General features: G+C 60.4%; 13 protein-coding genes and 1 pseudogene. 3 read left to right on the top strand and 11 right to left on the bottom strand.

Going from position 1 to position 15698, the window contains the following annotated elements:
* Nucleotides 1-2: 2 nt before the first annotated feature.
* On the bottom strand, nt 3-596 hold the full coding sequence (locus tag ROV93_RS16570; RefSeq protein WP_049462574.1) for a heteromeric transposase endonuclease subunit TnsA: 594 nt from the start codon (nt 594-596) through the stop codon (nt 3-5).
* A 161-nt stretch (nt 597-757) separates the two neighbouring features.
* Here ROV93_RS16570 and ROV93_RS16565 point away from each other — a divergent pair.
* Nucleotides 758-976, top strand: a pseudogene (locus tag ROV93_RS16565) (ATP-binding protein); the annotation flags it as partial.
* Between the two features lie 1369 nt (nt 977-2345).
* Here ROV93_RS16565 and ROV93_RS16560 read toward each other — a convergent pair.
* The 3 genes from ROV93_RS16560 to ROV93_RS16550 all read right to left on the bottom strand — a co-directional run bounded on the left by ROV93_RS16560 (nt 2346) and on the right by ROV93_RS16550 (nt 4932).
* Nucleotides 2346-3065, bottom strand: coding sequence for a DUF6602 domain-containing protein (locus ROV93_RS16560; RefSeq protein WP_046984188.1), 720 nt, complete (start codon nt 3063-3065; stop codon nt 2346-2348).
* Nucleotides 3062-3823: a nucleotidyltransferase domain-containing protein gene (locus ROV93_RS16555; RefSeq protein WP_046984187.1), complete on the bottom strand. Its 762-nt coding sequence runs from the start codon at nt 3821-3823 to the stop codon at nt 3062-3064. Before ROV93_RS16555 ends, ROV93_RS16560 begins: the two co-directional genes overlap by 4 nt.
* Nucleotides 3824-4653: 830 nt before the next feature.
* Nucleotides 4654-4932, bottom strand: a complete 279-nt coding sequence (locus ROV93_RS16550; protein WP_046984211.1) for a helix-turn-helix transcriptional regulator — start codon at nt 4930-4932, stop codon at nt 4654-4656.
* 1500 nt (nt 4933-6432) lie between these two features.
* Here ROV93_RS16550 and ROV93_RS16540 point away from each other — a divergent pair.
* Entirely contained in the window at nt 6433-6996 is a 564-nt protein-coding gene (locus tag ROV93_RS16540) for a cyclin-dependent kinase inhibitor 3 family protein (protein ID WP_049441974.1), read from the top strand.
* A 268-nt stretch (nt 6997-7264) separates the two neighbouring features.
* Here ROV93_RS16540 and ROV93_RS16535 read toward each other — a convergent pair whose 3' ends face one another.
* On the bottom strand, nt 7265-7879 hold the full coding sequence (locus ROV93_RS16535) for a hypothetical protein (RefSeq protein WP_046984185.1): 615 nt from the start codon (nt 7877-7879) through the stop codon (nt 7265-7267).
* Nucleotides 7880-7941: 62 nt separating this feature from the next.
* Between ROV93_RS16535 and ROV93_RS16530 the strand changes: the two genes are divergently transcribed.
* On the top strand, nt 7942-8217 hold the full coding sequence (locus tag ROV93_RS16530; RefSeq protein ID WP_046984184.1) for a hypothetical protein: 276 nt from the start codon (nt 7942-7944) through the stop codon (nt 8215-8217).
* 139 nt (nt 8218-8356) lie between these two features.
* On the opposite strand, the gene ROV93_RS16525 is transcribed toward ROV93_RS16530, so the two are convergent.
* Genes ROV93_RS16525 through ROV93_RS16500 form a run of 6 tightly spaced genes read right to left on the bottom strand, consistent with a single transcriptional unit; the run spans nt 8357 to nt 15660 of the window.
* A complete protein-coding gene (locus tag ROV93_RS16525) occupies nt 8357-8602 on the bottom strand; it encodes a hypothetical protein (RefSeq protein ID WP_046984183.1) in 246 nt (81 codons plus the stop codon).
* A 41-nt stretch (nt 8603-8643) separates the two neighbouring features.
* Nucleotides 8644-9285 carry a hypothetical protein gene (locus ROV93_RS16520; protein ID WP_046984182.1) on the bottom strand — a complete coding sequence of 214 codons (642 nt, stop codon included), beginning with the start codon at nt 9283-9285 and terminating at the stop codon, nt 8644-8646.
* 19 nt (nt 9286-9304) lie between these two features.
* Nucleotides 9305-9976 carry a HupE/UreJ family protein gene (locus tag ROV93_RS16515; protein WP_197593495.1) on the bottom strand — a complete coding sequence of 224 codons (672 nt, stop codon included), beginning with the start codon at nt 9974-9976 and terminating at the stop codon, nt 9305-9307.
* A 56-nt stretch (nt 9977-10032) separates the two neighbouring features.
* Nucleotides 10033-13170, bottom strand: a complete 3138-nt coding sequence (locus ROV93_RS16510) for a CusA/CzcA family heavy metal efflux RND transporter (RefSeq protein ID WP_046984180.1) — start codon at nt 13168-13170, stop codon at nt 10033-10035.
* Nucleotides 13171-13180: 10 nt separating this feature from the next.
* On the bottom strand, nt 13181-14413 hold the full coding sequence (locus ROV93_RS16505; protein WP_046984179.1) for an efflux RND transporter periplasmic adaptor subunit: 1233 nt from the start codon (nt 14411-14413) through the stop codon (nt 13181-13183).
* Nucleotides 14410-15660, bottom strand: coding sequence for a TolC family protein (locus ROV93_RS16500; protein ID WP_176422360.1), 1251 nt, complete (start codon nt 15658-15660; stop codon nt 14410-14412). Before ROV93_RS16500 ends, ROV93_RS16505 begins: the two co-directional genes overlap by 4 nt.
* Nucleotides 15661-15698: the final 38 nt, after the last annotated feature.

Genomic DNA, 15698 nt, shown 5'->3' with positions numbered 1-15698 from the left:
ACTCAGGCGCCCAGTCGAATGGGAGTAGACATCGTCAGCGGCTTGTTCAGATCAGCGATGAGCTCGCCGCGCTCGATCAACTGCCAGAGGGCCGGGATAGCCATGGCCTGCTCTTCGGCTGACCAGTAAGCAGCCGCAAGCAGGGCCTGAGGCGTCGTTGGCCCAAGGACAGAGGCGGTGTACTTCAGTTGCGCCTGCCGGACCAGCAGCGGTTCCATCGAGCGGTAGCGACGAAGGAAGTTGATGTTGGCCAGCGTCGGAGTCCGGATGTGGGTCTCTGTGACGATCTTGAACTGCCAGCCCTGGCGCTTGCAGTGCGCCACCGCCGCCTTGAATCTCGGGCGAAGCTCCTGCCATTCCGCTCGAAGCTGCTCGAGCGGCTTGATCTCGTAGACGCAGGTTCGGACCCGCTTTTCCTCCCGCAGCTCTACCAGGACATCGGGCGTGTAACGCCGCCTTCCGTCCTGGGAGTCGTAGTAGATCGTGAACGGTTGCTCGCGAATTGCCTGCACCAGTGGGTTGAAATCCAGTACGCGCAGCCAGTCTCGCTCAAGCGATGACTCGAAGCCCGCCATGCCTCCATTGGCCAGATTCAGCCTTCCGGTAAGGGCGCGGCGGCTGTTTTTCAAAGGTCGAGCGGGAATGTTGGAGTTCAGTCGCGTCATTGGTGGTGATCTGGTTCGTAGTCGCGTCTATTGTGATATCTAGTCGTGCTAATTTAGGGCGAGCATGATCCAAAAGCCCTTGCACTGTAAAGAGCTAAGTCGCGGTAATCGTAGGAAATGACAGGGGCAATCCGCCCTGCCCCGGCGAGATCTCGCTGGCCCATCACGGCGTGCTGTTCCTGGATGAGCTACCAGAGTGGAACCGCAGTGCGTTGGAAACCCTGCGAGAGCCGCTGGAATCCGGCCACATCCGCATCGCCCGCGCGGCACGCAGCGTGCAGTACCCGGCGCGCTTCCAGCTGGTGGCTGCTTTTGTGAGGAATCTCACCATATAGGCATTTAGGTCGTCAGGGATGACCAATCGAGCCGACCAGTTCTTCACGGCAGACGGCAAAGAGCACCGAGCAGTCGCGACGGATACTTTATGATTGCCACAGCCCCCAAAGGGGTCACTGAGTAATCTTAGCTATTGCCGTGAGCATTCCAGGAACCAAGCCCGTCCGAAAGTACATCATTCCCCTCGCATTTCTGCTTGCCTTCGGAATGCCGCTAGTTTGCGTACTAGTAGCGAGACTGTTCGGTGATCTGTGCTGGCCGCAGAGAATCGGAGCGATTTACATCGGATTGTCAGTTCTTGTGCAGGGATACATTGCGGCTGATCAGTCAAAGGTCTGCCATGAGCTGAGCGACGGGACAACACTTCGCCAACACATCAATCAGACCGGCTTCACAATGGCCCTGTTCGGAACACTCTTCGCTGCGCTCGGGGATCTGCCCGGAAGCTACTACGGTGTTGCCATGTGCCGTGGCTAAACTCACCATCGAAATACACATTGAGGTCGCGCCCTGCTCCTCACTTTGAATGACCGTTGGACGCGAGCTTGGGCTTATCCATACAGTACTTCGTAACGTCGGAGCCCATCACAAGATGCCGACCCACGCGTCACAGCTATCGGCCGCTTTGGACCACTCAGCGTCGTCACAGCAGCTGCCCATCAATCATCGATTTCGCACTAGGTACGAGCACCCCGAAGCACGCCGGCAAAATTATTAGTCAGTTCCGCGGCCGGTGTTGCGCCGTCGAGTAGCCCATGAGGTGAAGGGAACCACTCGACCTCTCCCCCACCGGTGGTACGACGCAGACCCTACCGATCGCCAAAATGCTACCTACTATCAATCAATGGGGATACGCCCACAGCAGGTAGTTCGAGGAATCCTCGGGCACATCTGCTCCGTAGGCCGCGGAAGGAACGACGAGCGCCTCAGCAGGCACCTCTTCAACCCCGACTCCGGTCTTCCTCATGGAGTCCGCCTTAGCTACTGGGTCTACCCCTAGGCAGGACACACAGCGATTCGCGACTTCGCGCTGGGCAACTTTGCCACTGGCATTTCCAGCGTTGGGAATCTGCTCAAAAGCTACCCGCTCGCCTTCGCCAAGGCATGGAGCAAGGACTTCGTTTTGATTGGTACGCCGACATCGGGCCCGCCGACGAAGTTGATCCTCACTTGGACTTTGTGGCCCTCCTGGACAGCTATGGCCAGAGCATGTGCGAGGCAACCGCTACGCTGGCATGCACGATGAAGGAGCATTCATCGCCAAGGAGAGAAACCCCCAAAGCCTGGTGCGCAGATTGCGCCATTGTGACCGCATGCCCCAGCGGCAGGCATTCCCTTGCCAATCTACGGGATGTGTTTGGCGTAGCTACGAATGTCGAGCATCGGTACCGTTCCGAGCTCCTGCAGCCTAGCCATCAGTTCAAGCAAGAACCTTGTGGTTGCCCGCGGCCCAGCCTGCCGTTCGAGCGCGCCTTCATCGTTCATGAAGAACGTACCCGCATCTGCAATACAGCCCATATCCAGCTGTCTATTCCCGGCTTGACCAAGAACATGGTCGGCCAGGGTCTGTCCCAGCGGTGGCACCCACGGGCAGCTCAATGACAGCAACCCGGCGAGAATGCGAGCCGGCTCCTTCGCTGGTTTGGGACCATCGACTGTAGGCACCGGCATGGTGGTTCTGATCAGGCGCCTCACACTCTCTGCCTTGAATTGCGCATAGCCGATAGTCTCCGCGCTCGTTACCTGCTTGGCCTCAAAGACCGCATACACACTCTCCGCAGGAACGTAGTGCACCCCCAAGTAGGTGAACACCAATGGGGAGTATTGGCGATCGTGTATAACCACGTCGATCTGCTGACTGAAGTTCCCCTCGCTATCCACAACGTGGGCCTTGCTGACCACGTACCGCTTGGGCAAGTAGCTGCTTAGCAGATCGATCCAGACCTGTTCACTTGCATCTCCCTTGTCGGTGGGGTGATGCAACGCAAGGCGGGCAGTTCTGAGCGCGGCCTCCACCTGCTCGTGCAAGTGATCCAGAAGGTTGGGAAGTGATGGCTGATTCATTGGACGATGCTGCCCCATGTCTCTTGCGCAAGCGCAACCTGAGCGGCGCGCTCAATCGCAAGTTTGTCTGCAAACGTAAGATCATCAGAGATCGCGTTGTTCGCGTTAGCGGGGTCTGTAACCCGAGCGGCTACGAAACTATTGGCCAAGAAGCGAAGCACCACCAGAACGCGCTCGGCCAAGCTAACGGAGAAATTGAGCTGCAACGCCCGGATCACAACCAACTCAAGGTAGACCGATGGGAAGTCCAACCTGTTTTGATCCCGCCAGAGCTTGATGATCCTTGTCTCAGGCTGCATGCCGGCCGCGCGTACTACGTCAATGTGGGTTTGAACGTTGGTCTTCGTCCAAGTATCTGCCCGGCTGCGATAGAGACTATAGTCTGTGGTGAGCGCCGTTTGTTGTTTCCCAGGCACAAGATCCACATCAATCTGAGCCACCCGAATGCCCAGAGACACATCCTGCTTACGCACAACGTAGCCCGCATCTGTCAGAGCGTTGAAGAGCGTCAGGTAGATCTGCTTAAGACTATCGGGAGTCGAAGGACGCAAGGAAATAAAGAGATCCACATCAGTGCCACTCTTATTGGCTGTCCCCTTCGCGAAGGATCCGCTTGGAGTTACTGACTGCACGTACCGACCGCCCCAGGCATTGATCACCGGGGTCAGCGTTGCCCTCGCTAAGAACGCAGGGGAGAGCAAGGACGTATCGACGGCCTCTCTCGTAAGAATCGCCTTCAGGTACAGGTCTCCAGTCAAGCCCGATCTCCGTATCGTTCCTTGCCATTGTACGACTCATCCCGGCACCAGCAGCTTCATTGGTGTCCGGCTGGGCACTGTTTCGATACCTGCCATACCTGCCATACCTGCCATGCCCGCCATGCCCACCACGCCCGCCATCCATGATGGCTCTGGATCCTTCAAACCGGCGTAGCATGGCGGGAAGCGACCTTAAGGGCAGCTACCATGGGCGAACTCTCTAATGCAGAGGTGGTCAGACTTGCGGAAGCCGCTCGCCAAACCTTCCGCCAGATCGCGATGGCATGGTCCTTGACCGATCAAGAGCAAAGCGCGCTCCTTGGCAGCCGGTTGAGATCGCCTTTGCTGTCGCATATTCAAGCGCATCCGATGCTACCCGGCCAGAGACGCTTGAGCGCGTGAGCTACCTGATTGGCATTCACGCTGCACTGCACAACACTTTTCCGATCAGCGACACGCCGATGGCTGGATACGTCGGCCGAATACCGGACGTCCGTTCAATGGTGCTATCGCGCTGGCACTGATGTGCAGCGGCCAATTAATCGACCTTGCCGCGGTCCGTGAGCACTGGAGACGAACGGAATGGGGCCCCCTCTAAACTGTGCACGCACTATGCCGGCAGCCAGCTACCTTGAGTCGGCTGGTTGCGGTTGCATAGCAATGAGCATGCCGTATTGGTCGCGAGGCAACTCGAACCAGAACAGTCATTGATCAGACAAGGCCGAACGTTGGCAGCAGCTCAACCAAGAAGGTTCTTCGCTTCACAGGTGGCCCCCGCAGAAAGAGCCCACATGAATCATCTGGCTTGACGCAATCACCACCGTCGCTCGCTAGTGCCGGTCCTTAATCTGGCTGCCGCGCACGCTCTGTAGCATCTTCATGACCTGATCAGAGACCTCAGCCGGAGAGAACCCCAAGGCAGCGGCGATGAGGCAGAACTCCAATACGTCCAAGCGCCGGGCCCCAGACTCAACGGAAGAGACTCGCTGCTGAGGCCACCCCAGATGAGCGGCTAGCCGGGTTTGACTGATACCCAACGACTCACGTCGCTCGCGGAGCAGGCCGACCAACCGAAGGTACGCACTTTGGTAGATCGTCTTGGTAGCCATCAGGTCCGCCTGGAGGAGCGGAACGAAATCTATGGCCGAGCCGGGCACTACATGAAAATTGTGTAGACGACTTTCCGGTGGCTTGCTAGCATCAGAGCCGGTTGAACTGCCGGGGATCGAGTGATCTATGGTCGTGACCAACAGACCCTCATCCCTCCGTGGCCAGACCTCGATGCGCTGCTAGTATCGCTTGGGCCGTTCTACGCGTGCGCGTGGTGTGCGCTCGAGCGCTCCACTTCGATTTCCGCACCTGTGGCCGCTGACACAGCAGTTGCGCAGCACTTGCTGCTGTTCCTTCAGACAGCGGGGGTCCTAGCTGAGACGAGCTCGTCAAATGGCTCTACAAGGCGATCTCTTTACGACCCTATTAGCTGGAGCTATCGGGAGAGCAGTCAGCTGCCTGACGACCTGAGTAGTTCACTAACCCATGCACTTAGAGCATGGCGCCCCTCGCTTGGAGCACAGGACCGACAGTGGCTCTGGCGTCAGCTTTCCGACCGCGAAGCTGCTGCCTATCTCGTGTCATTGCTACGCAAGCATCGGATCCGTACTCAACACGCCGAGGAGATCCTATGTGTACAGGAAAGAGAATGGCGTGAGCTGAGTTTGGGACGCAAGCGATACGTGCTTTGGTCGTCAGTCCGGGGAGCTGCGAGTGAGTTCTTAAGCACCGGCGGCGACGAATCCGCAGCATTGACCGTGCTGAGCCGCGAGATACGCGGTCGAGCAGATTGGCTATCTCGCAAGCAAGCATCAGGAACGCTAAGCAAGTCTGACTACTGCTTTCTGCCGGACCCTGCATGGCGGCGACCGCTGATGGTCGATGTCGCGTTGGAGTGCCTACTGCCTATTGGCGACGACTACTGGCTCGCCCCTCCTATTCTGGCTCGGCAGCAAGAGGGGCCAGGACTCAGATCGCGTCTCTTACGACGCACTCAAACGTAGATAGGCTCCTATCGCATGCGCCCCAGTATCCTCGCCCTCGATCTCGAGGGAACCCTGATCTCCAATGCGGTCAGCCAAATTCCTCGACCAGGACTTCGGGATTTCCTAGATTATGCTAGAACCACCTTTGATGAGGTTGTGCTTTTCACAACGGTATCTCGGCATATGTCGCTAAGAATCGCCTTACTTCTGGCTGAGGAAGGCCATGTGCCTGGCTGGTTCACAGGGGTCCGCTACGTCGAATGGACTGGGCCTACCAAGGACCTTCGATTCGTGTCTCCACTACTTGGCCAAGCTCTGCTGCTTGACGACCACCGCCCCTACATCCACCGGGGTCAACACAAGTTCTGGGTTGAGGCCCCGCTATTCGCATCACCGTACCTTGCTGATGACAGTGGGTTGCAGGCCGCCCAGCGACGCATCGGGGAGAGAGTGTCGCTGCTTTCTAGCTCGCCTGACTAAGCATCAATCGAAGCCATCGCGCCAGAGCCGCAGACGAAGCCACGTCTAGGTTCTCTGCATGACAGAGCGCGCCATTCAATCGCCGGAGTCAGCGTGACTAGAACCAGTCTTTCCCACCCCCTTCAGATTGCGACTCTCCCGGTTGGCCATTGCGGTGGGGCCATCGGGGTGACGTTCGCGCCTGGCAAGCATCAAGTCACAGCTATGACCGGATCGTGGTCGCGAGACTTGGATATGGACCTTCAAGCTATAAGTTCATGGGGCGCAAGTCATCTCATCAGTCTAATTGAGCCTTGGGAGTTCGAGGATCTTCAGATCGCCGCTCTGCCAGAGCGTGCAGCAGACCATGGTCTACGGTGGTACGGACTGCCGATCGTGGATGGCGCCGCGCCCGATTACGGGTTCCTCCAGCGATGGAAGGAGTTGGAGACGTCCATCTGCAACGCGCTACTTAACGGCAAACGGGTTGTCGTCCATTGCAAGGGCGGACTTGGCAGAGCAGGCACTGTCGCCTGCATGCTTCTCCTCAGCACCAAGACTTCCCTGAGCAGCGAGGATGCGATCAGGCGCGTGAGAATGGTACGCCTTGGTGCCGTTGAGACATTGGAGCAAGAGGAGTTCCTGCACAACTGGGCATCTGCCTCACATCACCTCTAGGGAAGCACTGATCAGCTTCCTGTCCTTCTGATAAGACCAACCCCAACGTGTCGCTGCTGAGGATCGTCGCGTTAGGAGAGGGCGCGGCAGCAGCCGGCGCAAGTCAGTATCGGGCGACTGACCAATGCCCGGCTTCGGTCAGAGGACGATAGCCCCCTCCCCCGATAGATCTTTCTTATCCACGACTAGCCTTGAGCCTACTGGTCCCGCGGAGAAGAGAAATAAGGGGCGGGCGGATTCTGGCGTTAGCCGGATTGCCGCCAACGACCTAGATCTCTCCAAGATCCTTGAGCACGGCCTGTCCCTTCTGCAAGAACCCAGCCAGCAACCGGCCTCCCGCCACTCGCCGGCCAAGTTGCTCATTGAGGTAGCTGGCCTGCAGGCGTGCGTGGGCCAGCAGATCCTTCTGGGCCATGCTAGGAATCACGGCCCGGAGCGGTTCGCCTGGTGAGGCCAGCTGCCCCCGGATCGGCTGGACCACGCAAGGGTGCTGGCTGCCGCTCTTGGCATATGCCGTGGCCATCATCCGGTCGCTCTTCGACGACCAGCCACCAAACACCAACTCGGTCCCGAGCTGCTCGATCGGTAATCCTGCCTCGGCTGCCGCCTTCTCGTAGTTCGGCCACAGCTGGTCCACCACCAACCCCAGCTCGGCAGATAACTGTTCCATTGTGAAATCTGCGCGGTAGCTAGCCTGCAGCGCCAGCTCATAAATGCGAAGGAAGAACTGCGTAGAACCTCGCGTAGCAAACATCAGGTTGTGCTGAGGGATCAGCAGCAGCTTTGCCCCGGCGGAATGTGCCCCTGTGAGAGCATCCTCTGCCAAGGTATCCACGGCGACGACAAGGTGATCACGAGTGAGCAGAAGGTTGAGGATGCTCATGGCGGACTCGTCCAGATGTTCGCAAACTATCGCCTTCCCACCCCTTGCCTGTCCAGACTGCCATGACCTCCGAGATCACAGAAATCCTTGAGCGCCTCCACGCTTGCGAGGCCGCACTTGAGATGCACCGCGGCTACCTCAAAGCAATGGAGTATGGGTTGCGGGTTTCGTTTCTAACACACCAAGACCCGGTGATTCTGCTCGACACGTGGACCAGACTGCTCCCCTCGATCGCCCATAGCCACGAGAGGGAGGGCAGCCAGCAATTCGCCGCCGCATTCCAGCAGTCCCTGACAGTTCTCACTGAGCAGATCGGCACCGAGTGCAAGAGACCCTAAGCAGCCAAGGCGTACGGCTCAACGAGGCGGGCAATGTCCGATCTCGGCCAGAAACGGACGTCCCAGCACACGGTGCCTGCACTGCGACTTCTGCATCAATGTGGCCCGACACTTACAGCCGGGCCACATTGCCCACCGCTTACTTCTTCTTAGCGCCCGAAGCCGCCTCGGCGTCGCAACGCTCCTTCAATGCCTTGGTCTGAGAGTCATTCAGATCAACCTTGTACTTCGATCGATCAGCCAGCTGCTCGCACGTCTTTGGCTTAGCTTGTGGCGCGGCGGCCGGCACCGGATCGGCATGCAAGGCAGGATCGTGGGCAGATGCGCCTGAGGACCATGTCAGGCCGGCAACGAGGCATACAGCGAACGTATAACGCAGTTTCATGGATTGACTCCTGGGTTGGTTCCGGCGGAATGCCGGGGGTGTTACGGCTGATACAGGTCGGCCTGATAGCCATTCAGTTCGATTGTGATGATCACCGGCGAGGTACCTCGGTTCTGCCAATACCAGCCATGTGTTCCATCGAAGGGAGCGATGAAAGTCCCCTCTGCTTTCGATTGGGCGCCCTCTACGGCGTAGCTGGTCCAGGCTCCCTTCACGTCAGGTCTCTCGCCATGCATGTCCACGGCAACCGGAGCGCTGGATGTCCAGCGGAACAGCATTCCTGCACCCGTGGTCATGTGGGACTTCAGCTCCATGCCTTTGCCTGGCTCGATTTCGATGGTCATGGTGTCCTGACGCAGCGCGCCAGAACCAAAACCTACAGCCGCTGGATCAAGGGATTGCCCCTTGTTCTCTCCGAAGGCGACCTTGGCCTTCTCGGACAAGGCCGCAATGGCTTCCGGGCGCCCATTTGAGGTTTGAGGAACGGCTTCAGATGCGGAGGAATCGCCGCTCGCGGCCAGCGCATCCAAACCGAGGGCACGACCCACGCCAGTCGGGTCAATGCCGTACTCGGCGGGCAGTACGGTAGTGATCAGAATCACACCAGCGACCGCCACGGCGAGCGCGGTCGATTTGAGCAGTCGGCGAGTGCTGGGAAGTTGCTGATTGATGGAAATGGACATTGAAAGCCTCGATCAAAGGTCAGGAAACGAAGTAGCCCGTCAGTTGCATGCCCATCAGCACGAAGCCGGCACACATCAGGACGGTATTGATGCTGTAGGCCTGCCGATGGAAGGACGGCAGGCGACGCCAGAAGCCCATCAGAATCAGGATGCCGGCCAAGGCCAGCAGCTGGCCCAGCTCCACGCCGACGTTGAACGCCAGCATGTTGGGCACCAGCCCGTCAGCGGACAGGGTGAAATCCTGCAACTTCGTTGCCAATCCGAAGCCATGGAAGAAGCCGAAGATCAGCACGGCTGCTTTGGTGTTGGGCTGCACGCCGAACCAGCGCTTGAACGCCCCCATGTTGTCCAGTGCCTTGTAGACCACTGACAGTCCGATGATGGCGTCCACCACGTAGGCATTCACGTGGAAGCCACCCAACACGCCCAGCAGCAGCGTCGTGCTGTGACCAATGGCGAACAAGGTCACGTAGATGCTGACATCACGCATCCGGTACAGGAAGAAGATCACCCCGAACAGAAACAGCAGGTGGTCGTACCCTGTGACCATGTGCTTGGCACCCAGGTAGGTAAATGCAATCAGCTGGGTGCCCGTGCTGTCCTCCAGGAAGGCTTGGTCACCCTCACTGACACCGTGGGCGAACGCAGCCCAGGGAATCAACAGCGCGGCCAGCAGGAGGAGCCACGACAACGGTCTGTTCAACGGAATCAAGCGTAGGTTCCTCAACGTTGGAAAAAGGGAAAGCGTCATTCGGCTTCATCCTTGGACGTATCGCCCTCGCGATGGATGAGGCGGTAAAGCGCAGGAAGCACCAGCAGCGTCAGAAGCGTGGACGAGACGATGCCGCCGATGACCACCGTGGCGAGAGGACGCTGTACTTCAGCGCCGGCACCGACGTTCAGTGCCATGGGCAGGAAGCCCAGGCTGGCGACCAGGGCAGTCATCAGCACAGGTCGCAAGCGTCCCGCTGCCCCCTCGCTGACAGCGCGGTGGAGAGGCACACCCTGTTCCCGCAGGCTTTTGATGAAGCTGATCATCACCAGGCCGTTCAGTACCGCCACGCCCGAAAGCGCGATGAACCCGACACCGGCCGAGATGGACAGCGGAATGTCACGCAGCCACAGAGCCGCCACACCGCCGGTAAGGGCGAGCGGCACGCCGCTGAAAACGATGGCGGCATCACGTCCCGAACCAAACGCCATGAACAGCAGGCCGAAGATCATCACCAGCACTACGGGCACCACCACCATCAGCCGCTCGCTGGCCGAGATGAGCTGCTGGAACGTGCCGCCATACTCCACCCAGTAACCTTCAGGCAGCTGGACTTCATCTCCGACGGCGGCGCGCAGCTCCTCGACGAACGAGCCGAGATCGCGTCCGCGGACGTTGCTGGTGATAACCACACGCCGCTTGCCGTTCTCGCGGCTGATCTGATTCGGGCCTGGAGCCACCTCAACCTTGGCCAGCTGCCCCAGCGGAACGAAACCGCGATCAGCATCGGCCTCTGTCGAACCTGACACCGGTACAGGCAGTGATTCCAGCGTGCGCGTGTCCTGACGCAGGTTCTCGGGCAGCCGCACGACGATGTCGAAACGACGATCACCTTCGAATACTTGGCCAACGGACTCCCCACCCAATGCGACCGATACGGTCTTCTGCACATCGTCGATTGCCACGCCATAGCGCGCCAACGCGTCCAGGTCAGGCGTAATGGTCATCAACGGAAGGCCCGAGACCTGCTCCAGCTTCACGTCCGCTGCGCCGGTGATCCGGTTGGCAACGTCCTCGATCTGGCTGCCGATCTGTGCGAGTTGATCCAGATCGTCGCCATAGAGCTTGATCGCCACTTCCGCGCGCACGCCGGCGATCAGCTCATTCATGCGCATCTGCACCGGCTGAGTGAACTCGTAGTTGTTGCCGGGGATGGCTCTGACGGTCTTCTCCAGCTCGGCAATCAGCTGGGCCTTTGGTTTGCGCGGGTCCGGCCACTGGTCCCGATCCTTGAGCATGATGAAGGTGTCGGCGACCGACGGAGGCATCGGGTCGGTCGCCACCTCGGCAGTACCGATCTTGGCCACCACCTCGTCGACTTCAGGGAACTGCTTGATGGCAGCTTCCAGCTGGCGTTGCATGCCGATGGCTTGGGTAAGGCTGGTTCCGGGGATGCGCAGCGCGTGCAGGGCGATATCGCCTTCATCCAGGTTGGGGATGAACTCTGTACCCATGCGACTGGCACCGATGCCGGCCACCACGGTAAGTGCAACCGCTGCGCCGACCACCCACCTACGGGCACTGACCGCCCGCTCCAGCAGAGGGCCATACAGGCGGGTTACGCCACGCATGACCTTGGTTTCCTTCTCGGACACCTTGCCGGTGACGAACTGCGCCACGGCAGCCGGCACGAACGTCAGCGACAACGCCATGGCACCGGTGAGGGCGATTACCACGGTCAAGGCCATGGGATGGAACATCTTTCCTTCCACACCCGACAACGCGAAGATCGGGATGTACACCGCCGCGATGATGAACAGACCGAACAGGCTGGGCTTGATGACCTCGGCGCTTGCCGAAGCGGCCAGGGAGAATCGCTCCTCGCGCGTTAACAGGCGTCCCAGCGCATGCTGGCGTTCACCGAAGCGGCGCAGGCAGTTCTCCACGATGATGACCGCGCCGTCCACGATCAGGCCAAAGTCGAGCGCACCGAGGCTCATCAGGTTGGCCGATACCCGGTTCTGCACCATTCCGGAGATCGTTAGCAGCATGGTCAACGGGATGACCGCAGCGGTGATGAGCGCGGCGCGCAGATTGCCCAGCAGCAGGAACAGCACCGCGATGACCAGCAGCGCGCCCTCCAGGAGGTTCTTCTTCACCGTTTCAATGGTGCGATCCACCAGCTCGGTTCGGTCATACACCGGGTGTGCACGAACGCCCTCGGGCAGCGTGCCGTCGATCTCCTTCAGCTTGGCAGCGGTGCGCTGGGCAACGGCCCGGCTGTTCTCGCCGATCAGCATGAAGGCCGTGCCAAGCACAACTTCCTTGCCATCCTTGGTGGCGGCGCCGGTCCGCAGCTCGGTGCCTTCGTGGACATCAGCAAGATCGCCTACTCGCAGCGGCAGCCCCTCACGATTGGCCACCACGATCTTGCGCAGGCCGTCCATGTCGGCAACCTGCCCAGGCACGCGTACCAGGTATTGCTCGCCGCTCTTCTCGATGTAGCCCGCACCGACGTTCGCATTGCTGCGGGCAACGGCCTCCATGACGTCCTGCAGGGTCAGGCCATAGGCCTGCAGCTTGCGGGGGTCTGGCGTGATATGGAACTGGCGGACGTAACCGCCCACGGTGTTGACCTCGGTCACGCCCTTCAGGTGCCGCATCTGCGGGCGTACCACCCAGTCCTGCAGGGTACGCAGTGCCATTGGCGTCCAGGTTTTCTCAGCTCCTGGTTCGGCCTCCACGGTGTACATGAAGATTTCGCCCAGGCCCGTGGCAACCGGTCCCAGTGTTGGCTTCAGGCCATTGGGCAACTGGGAGGCCGCCTGCTGCAGACGCTCAGCAACCTGCTGGCGGGCGAAGTAGATATCTGTCCCATCCTCGAATACCACGGTCACCTGCGAAAGGCCGTAGCGCGAGATTGAGCGTGTGTACTCCAGACGTGCCAACCCGGCCAGTGCGGTTTCAACCGGGAAAGTCACGCGCTGCTCGGCTTCCAGTGGCGAATAGCCAGGGGCTTCGGTGTTGATCTGTACCTGTACATTGGTAATGTCAGGCACGGCGTCGATGGGAAGCTTGCTGTAGTTCCAGATGCCCAGGCCGGACAGCGCCAGCACGAGCAGCAGCACAAGCCATCGATGCGCGATGGACGCGCGAATGATTCGCTCTAGCATGGGATGCCCCTCAGTGATCGTGGCTCGCGCCAGACTTTTCGATGTCCGCGCGAATCAGGTAGCTTTGCTCGCTGACATAACGGGTACCGGGCTTGAGGCCACCGAGTACCTCGACCAGCTGCCCATCGCGCTTGCCGAGCTCAAGCATGCGCACCTCATACGTGTCGCCCACCTGTGCGAAGACCACGGTGAAGTCACGGAAGCGCTGCAGCCCGGATTCCTTGACTGCCAACGGGACCTGGGTTTCGGACAACACGACCTCGGCCGACACGGCCATACCCGGGCGCCACCGGCCGTCTTCATTGGGGATGCTGACCCGTGCGACTACGCTTTGGCCGGCACTGGCCAAGGGGAGCAGGCTCTGCACCCGTCCTTGGGTTTCATGGGCGCCAGTGGCTGAGCGAAGCGTCACCACCTGGCCTGCAGCAAGCCGCTCGGCGTCGGTGCCCAGTGCCCGCAGGTCTACCCATACCTCGGAGAGGTCGGCGATCTCGAACAACGTGTTGTCTGCCGCCACGTCCCCAACGCTGGTATTACGCGCCAACACAATTCCGCCAAACGGCGCGATGACGGCATAGCTGCGCATGCTGTCGTTGCCTTCCACCGTGGCCAGAGTCTGGCCCGCACTGACTCGCTGGCCCATCTCGACTGCAACGCTGCGCACCACGCCGGGAAAGCGTGCTTTCACTGCGGCTTGCCGCGCCGTGTTGACCGTCACGTTGCCCATCAAGGTCACTGTGTCGCGGATGCTGGCACTGCCTGCTGCTTCCACCACGATGCCCGCGTCCTTAGCTGCTTGTGGTTCGATTCGCGTACGGCCTTCATAGGAGGGGTAGTTCCAGCGATGGGACTTGCCTGCTGCGGTGGCTTCGGCCACCACATCGAACGAGTGCGGCTCAGTGACCTCCCCACTGCCGACGAGGTAGCCGTTCTCCGGCTTGAAGCTGAAGGTATTGACCTCGCCGTCCAGACGCTTGAGCTGCATGCTCGCCTGCACTTCGGAAGGCGGAATCGGTTTGTCGTTGCGATACGCGTAAAGACGGAAGTGTGGCGGCGTGTTGGTTTCGTAAACGGTGATCTCGAGGGCAAAATCGCCGTCACGCAGCATGCGCCCTCGATTCGGCCCTCGTTCGTAGTCGGCGGATGCGGCAGCTGTCTCGGTAGAGGCTTCGGTCGCGGCTTTGTCACCGCCGCAGGCGGAAAGGACCAAGGGGAACATGATCAGGAATGCGTAGCGGTTCATGGGCGGATGTCCAGAGCGGAGGCGGTGAGGCGATCTGCCTCGACCAGCAGTCGGAGATAGCGGGCGGCGGCTTCAACTTCGCGCTCGCGAAGGTCGAACAGGGTCTTCTGCGCCTGGCCCAGCGCCAGATAGGAGAATCGGCCCTCCTCGAAGCCGCGCCGGCTCTGCTTCAGTGCTGCCTCGGCCTTGGGCAGCTGGCGTTCGCGTACCGACTCGACCTCCAGCTGCGCTTGCCGCAATTGCTGGTAGATATCGAAAAGTTCCTGTTGCAGTTCAACGGCCTGCGCTTGGCGCCGGGCACTGAGGGCAGACAGCTCGTGGTCGACTTCAGAAACGGAATACGCTGATCGCTTGCGGCTGCCCAATGGGACAGAAACCGACATCACCAATCCGCTGTCTTTGGTGGCTTCCAGCCGGCGAATGCCCAGGCCCACGCTGACATCTGGCCGGGCGGCGGCAAGCGCCACGTTACGGCGCGCGGTCAGCACGCCTGCCTGGGACTCAAGAAGCTGTTGCTGAGGTGTCGAAGGCAGCTTCGCGGCCATCGCCTGGAACTGCTCAAGGGGGGGCAGCACCGAGGTATCACCAGCGACGGCGCCAAAGTCGACCGTCAACGCACCCCATGAAGCTGCGAGCGCATGGCGTGTCGACTCCAGACGCTCCAGCGCCTGATCGCGCTTGAGTTCGGCGTCGGCAACTGCGATTTCTGCCGCTCGCAGGTCGGAATCAGGATTGCGCGCCGCCGAGACCCAACGCCCGACCTCTCGCTGCAGGGCGCGCGCCATCGCGATGCGCTCCTGCGCGTGTTCCACATGCTCCTGCGCGGCCAGCACATCGATGAACCGTCCTGCGGCTCGGGTGGCGATGGTTACGCGAGTCACGTCCCCTGCCCGTTGGGCCGCGTCGATCTCCGCGCCGCCCAATGCCTGTCGCGCAGCGCGCTTGCCGCCGAGTTCCAGCAGGCGGGATACGCGGAACGTTGCCTCAGCGGCATCCATCCCTGAAACGCTGCCGCTGCCAGCAACGTTCTCCAGTTCCCCGCCCAGAATGATGGGCGCCGGCAGGCCCTCCCGGGCTGCACGGCTGCGGGTTGCCTCCAGCTGGGCGGCATCAGCTGCGGCGCTCGGATGACTGCCCAGGGCGCGGGCGACCGCTTCCTCCAGGCGCAGAACTTCGGCGGCATGGCCAGGCACGGCCATACCGCAGGCGCCGGCAATGGCCAGCGCCCACACACTACGGAATTTCACGGAAGCCTCCGGAAAGATGTTAGAACAACGCGCTGCCG

Origin of the sequence: Stenotrophomonas maltophilia group sp. msm4, from assembly GCF_032025605.1 — a bacterium.
In the GTDB taxonomy this organism is placed as follows: domain Bacteria; phylum Pseudomonadota; class Gammaproteobacteria; order Xanthomonadales; family Xanthomonadaceae; genus Stenotrophomonas; species Stenotrophomonas sepilia.
Note: the sequence above shows the minus strand (reverse complement) of the source record. Positions and strands in the feature narration are given on the sequence as shown.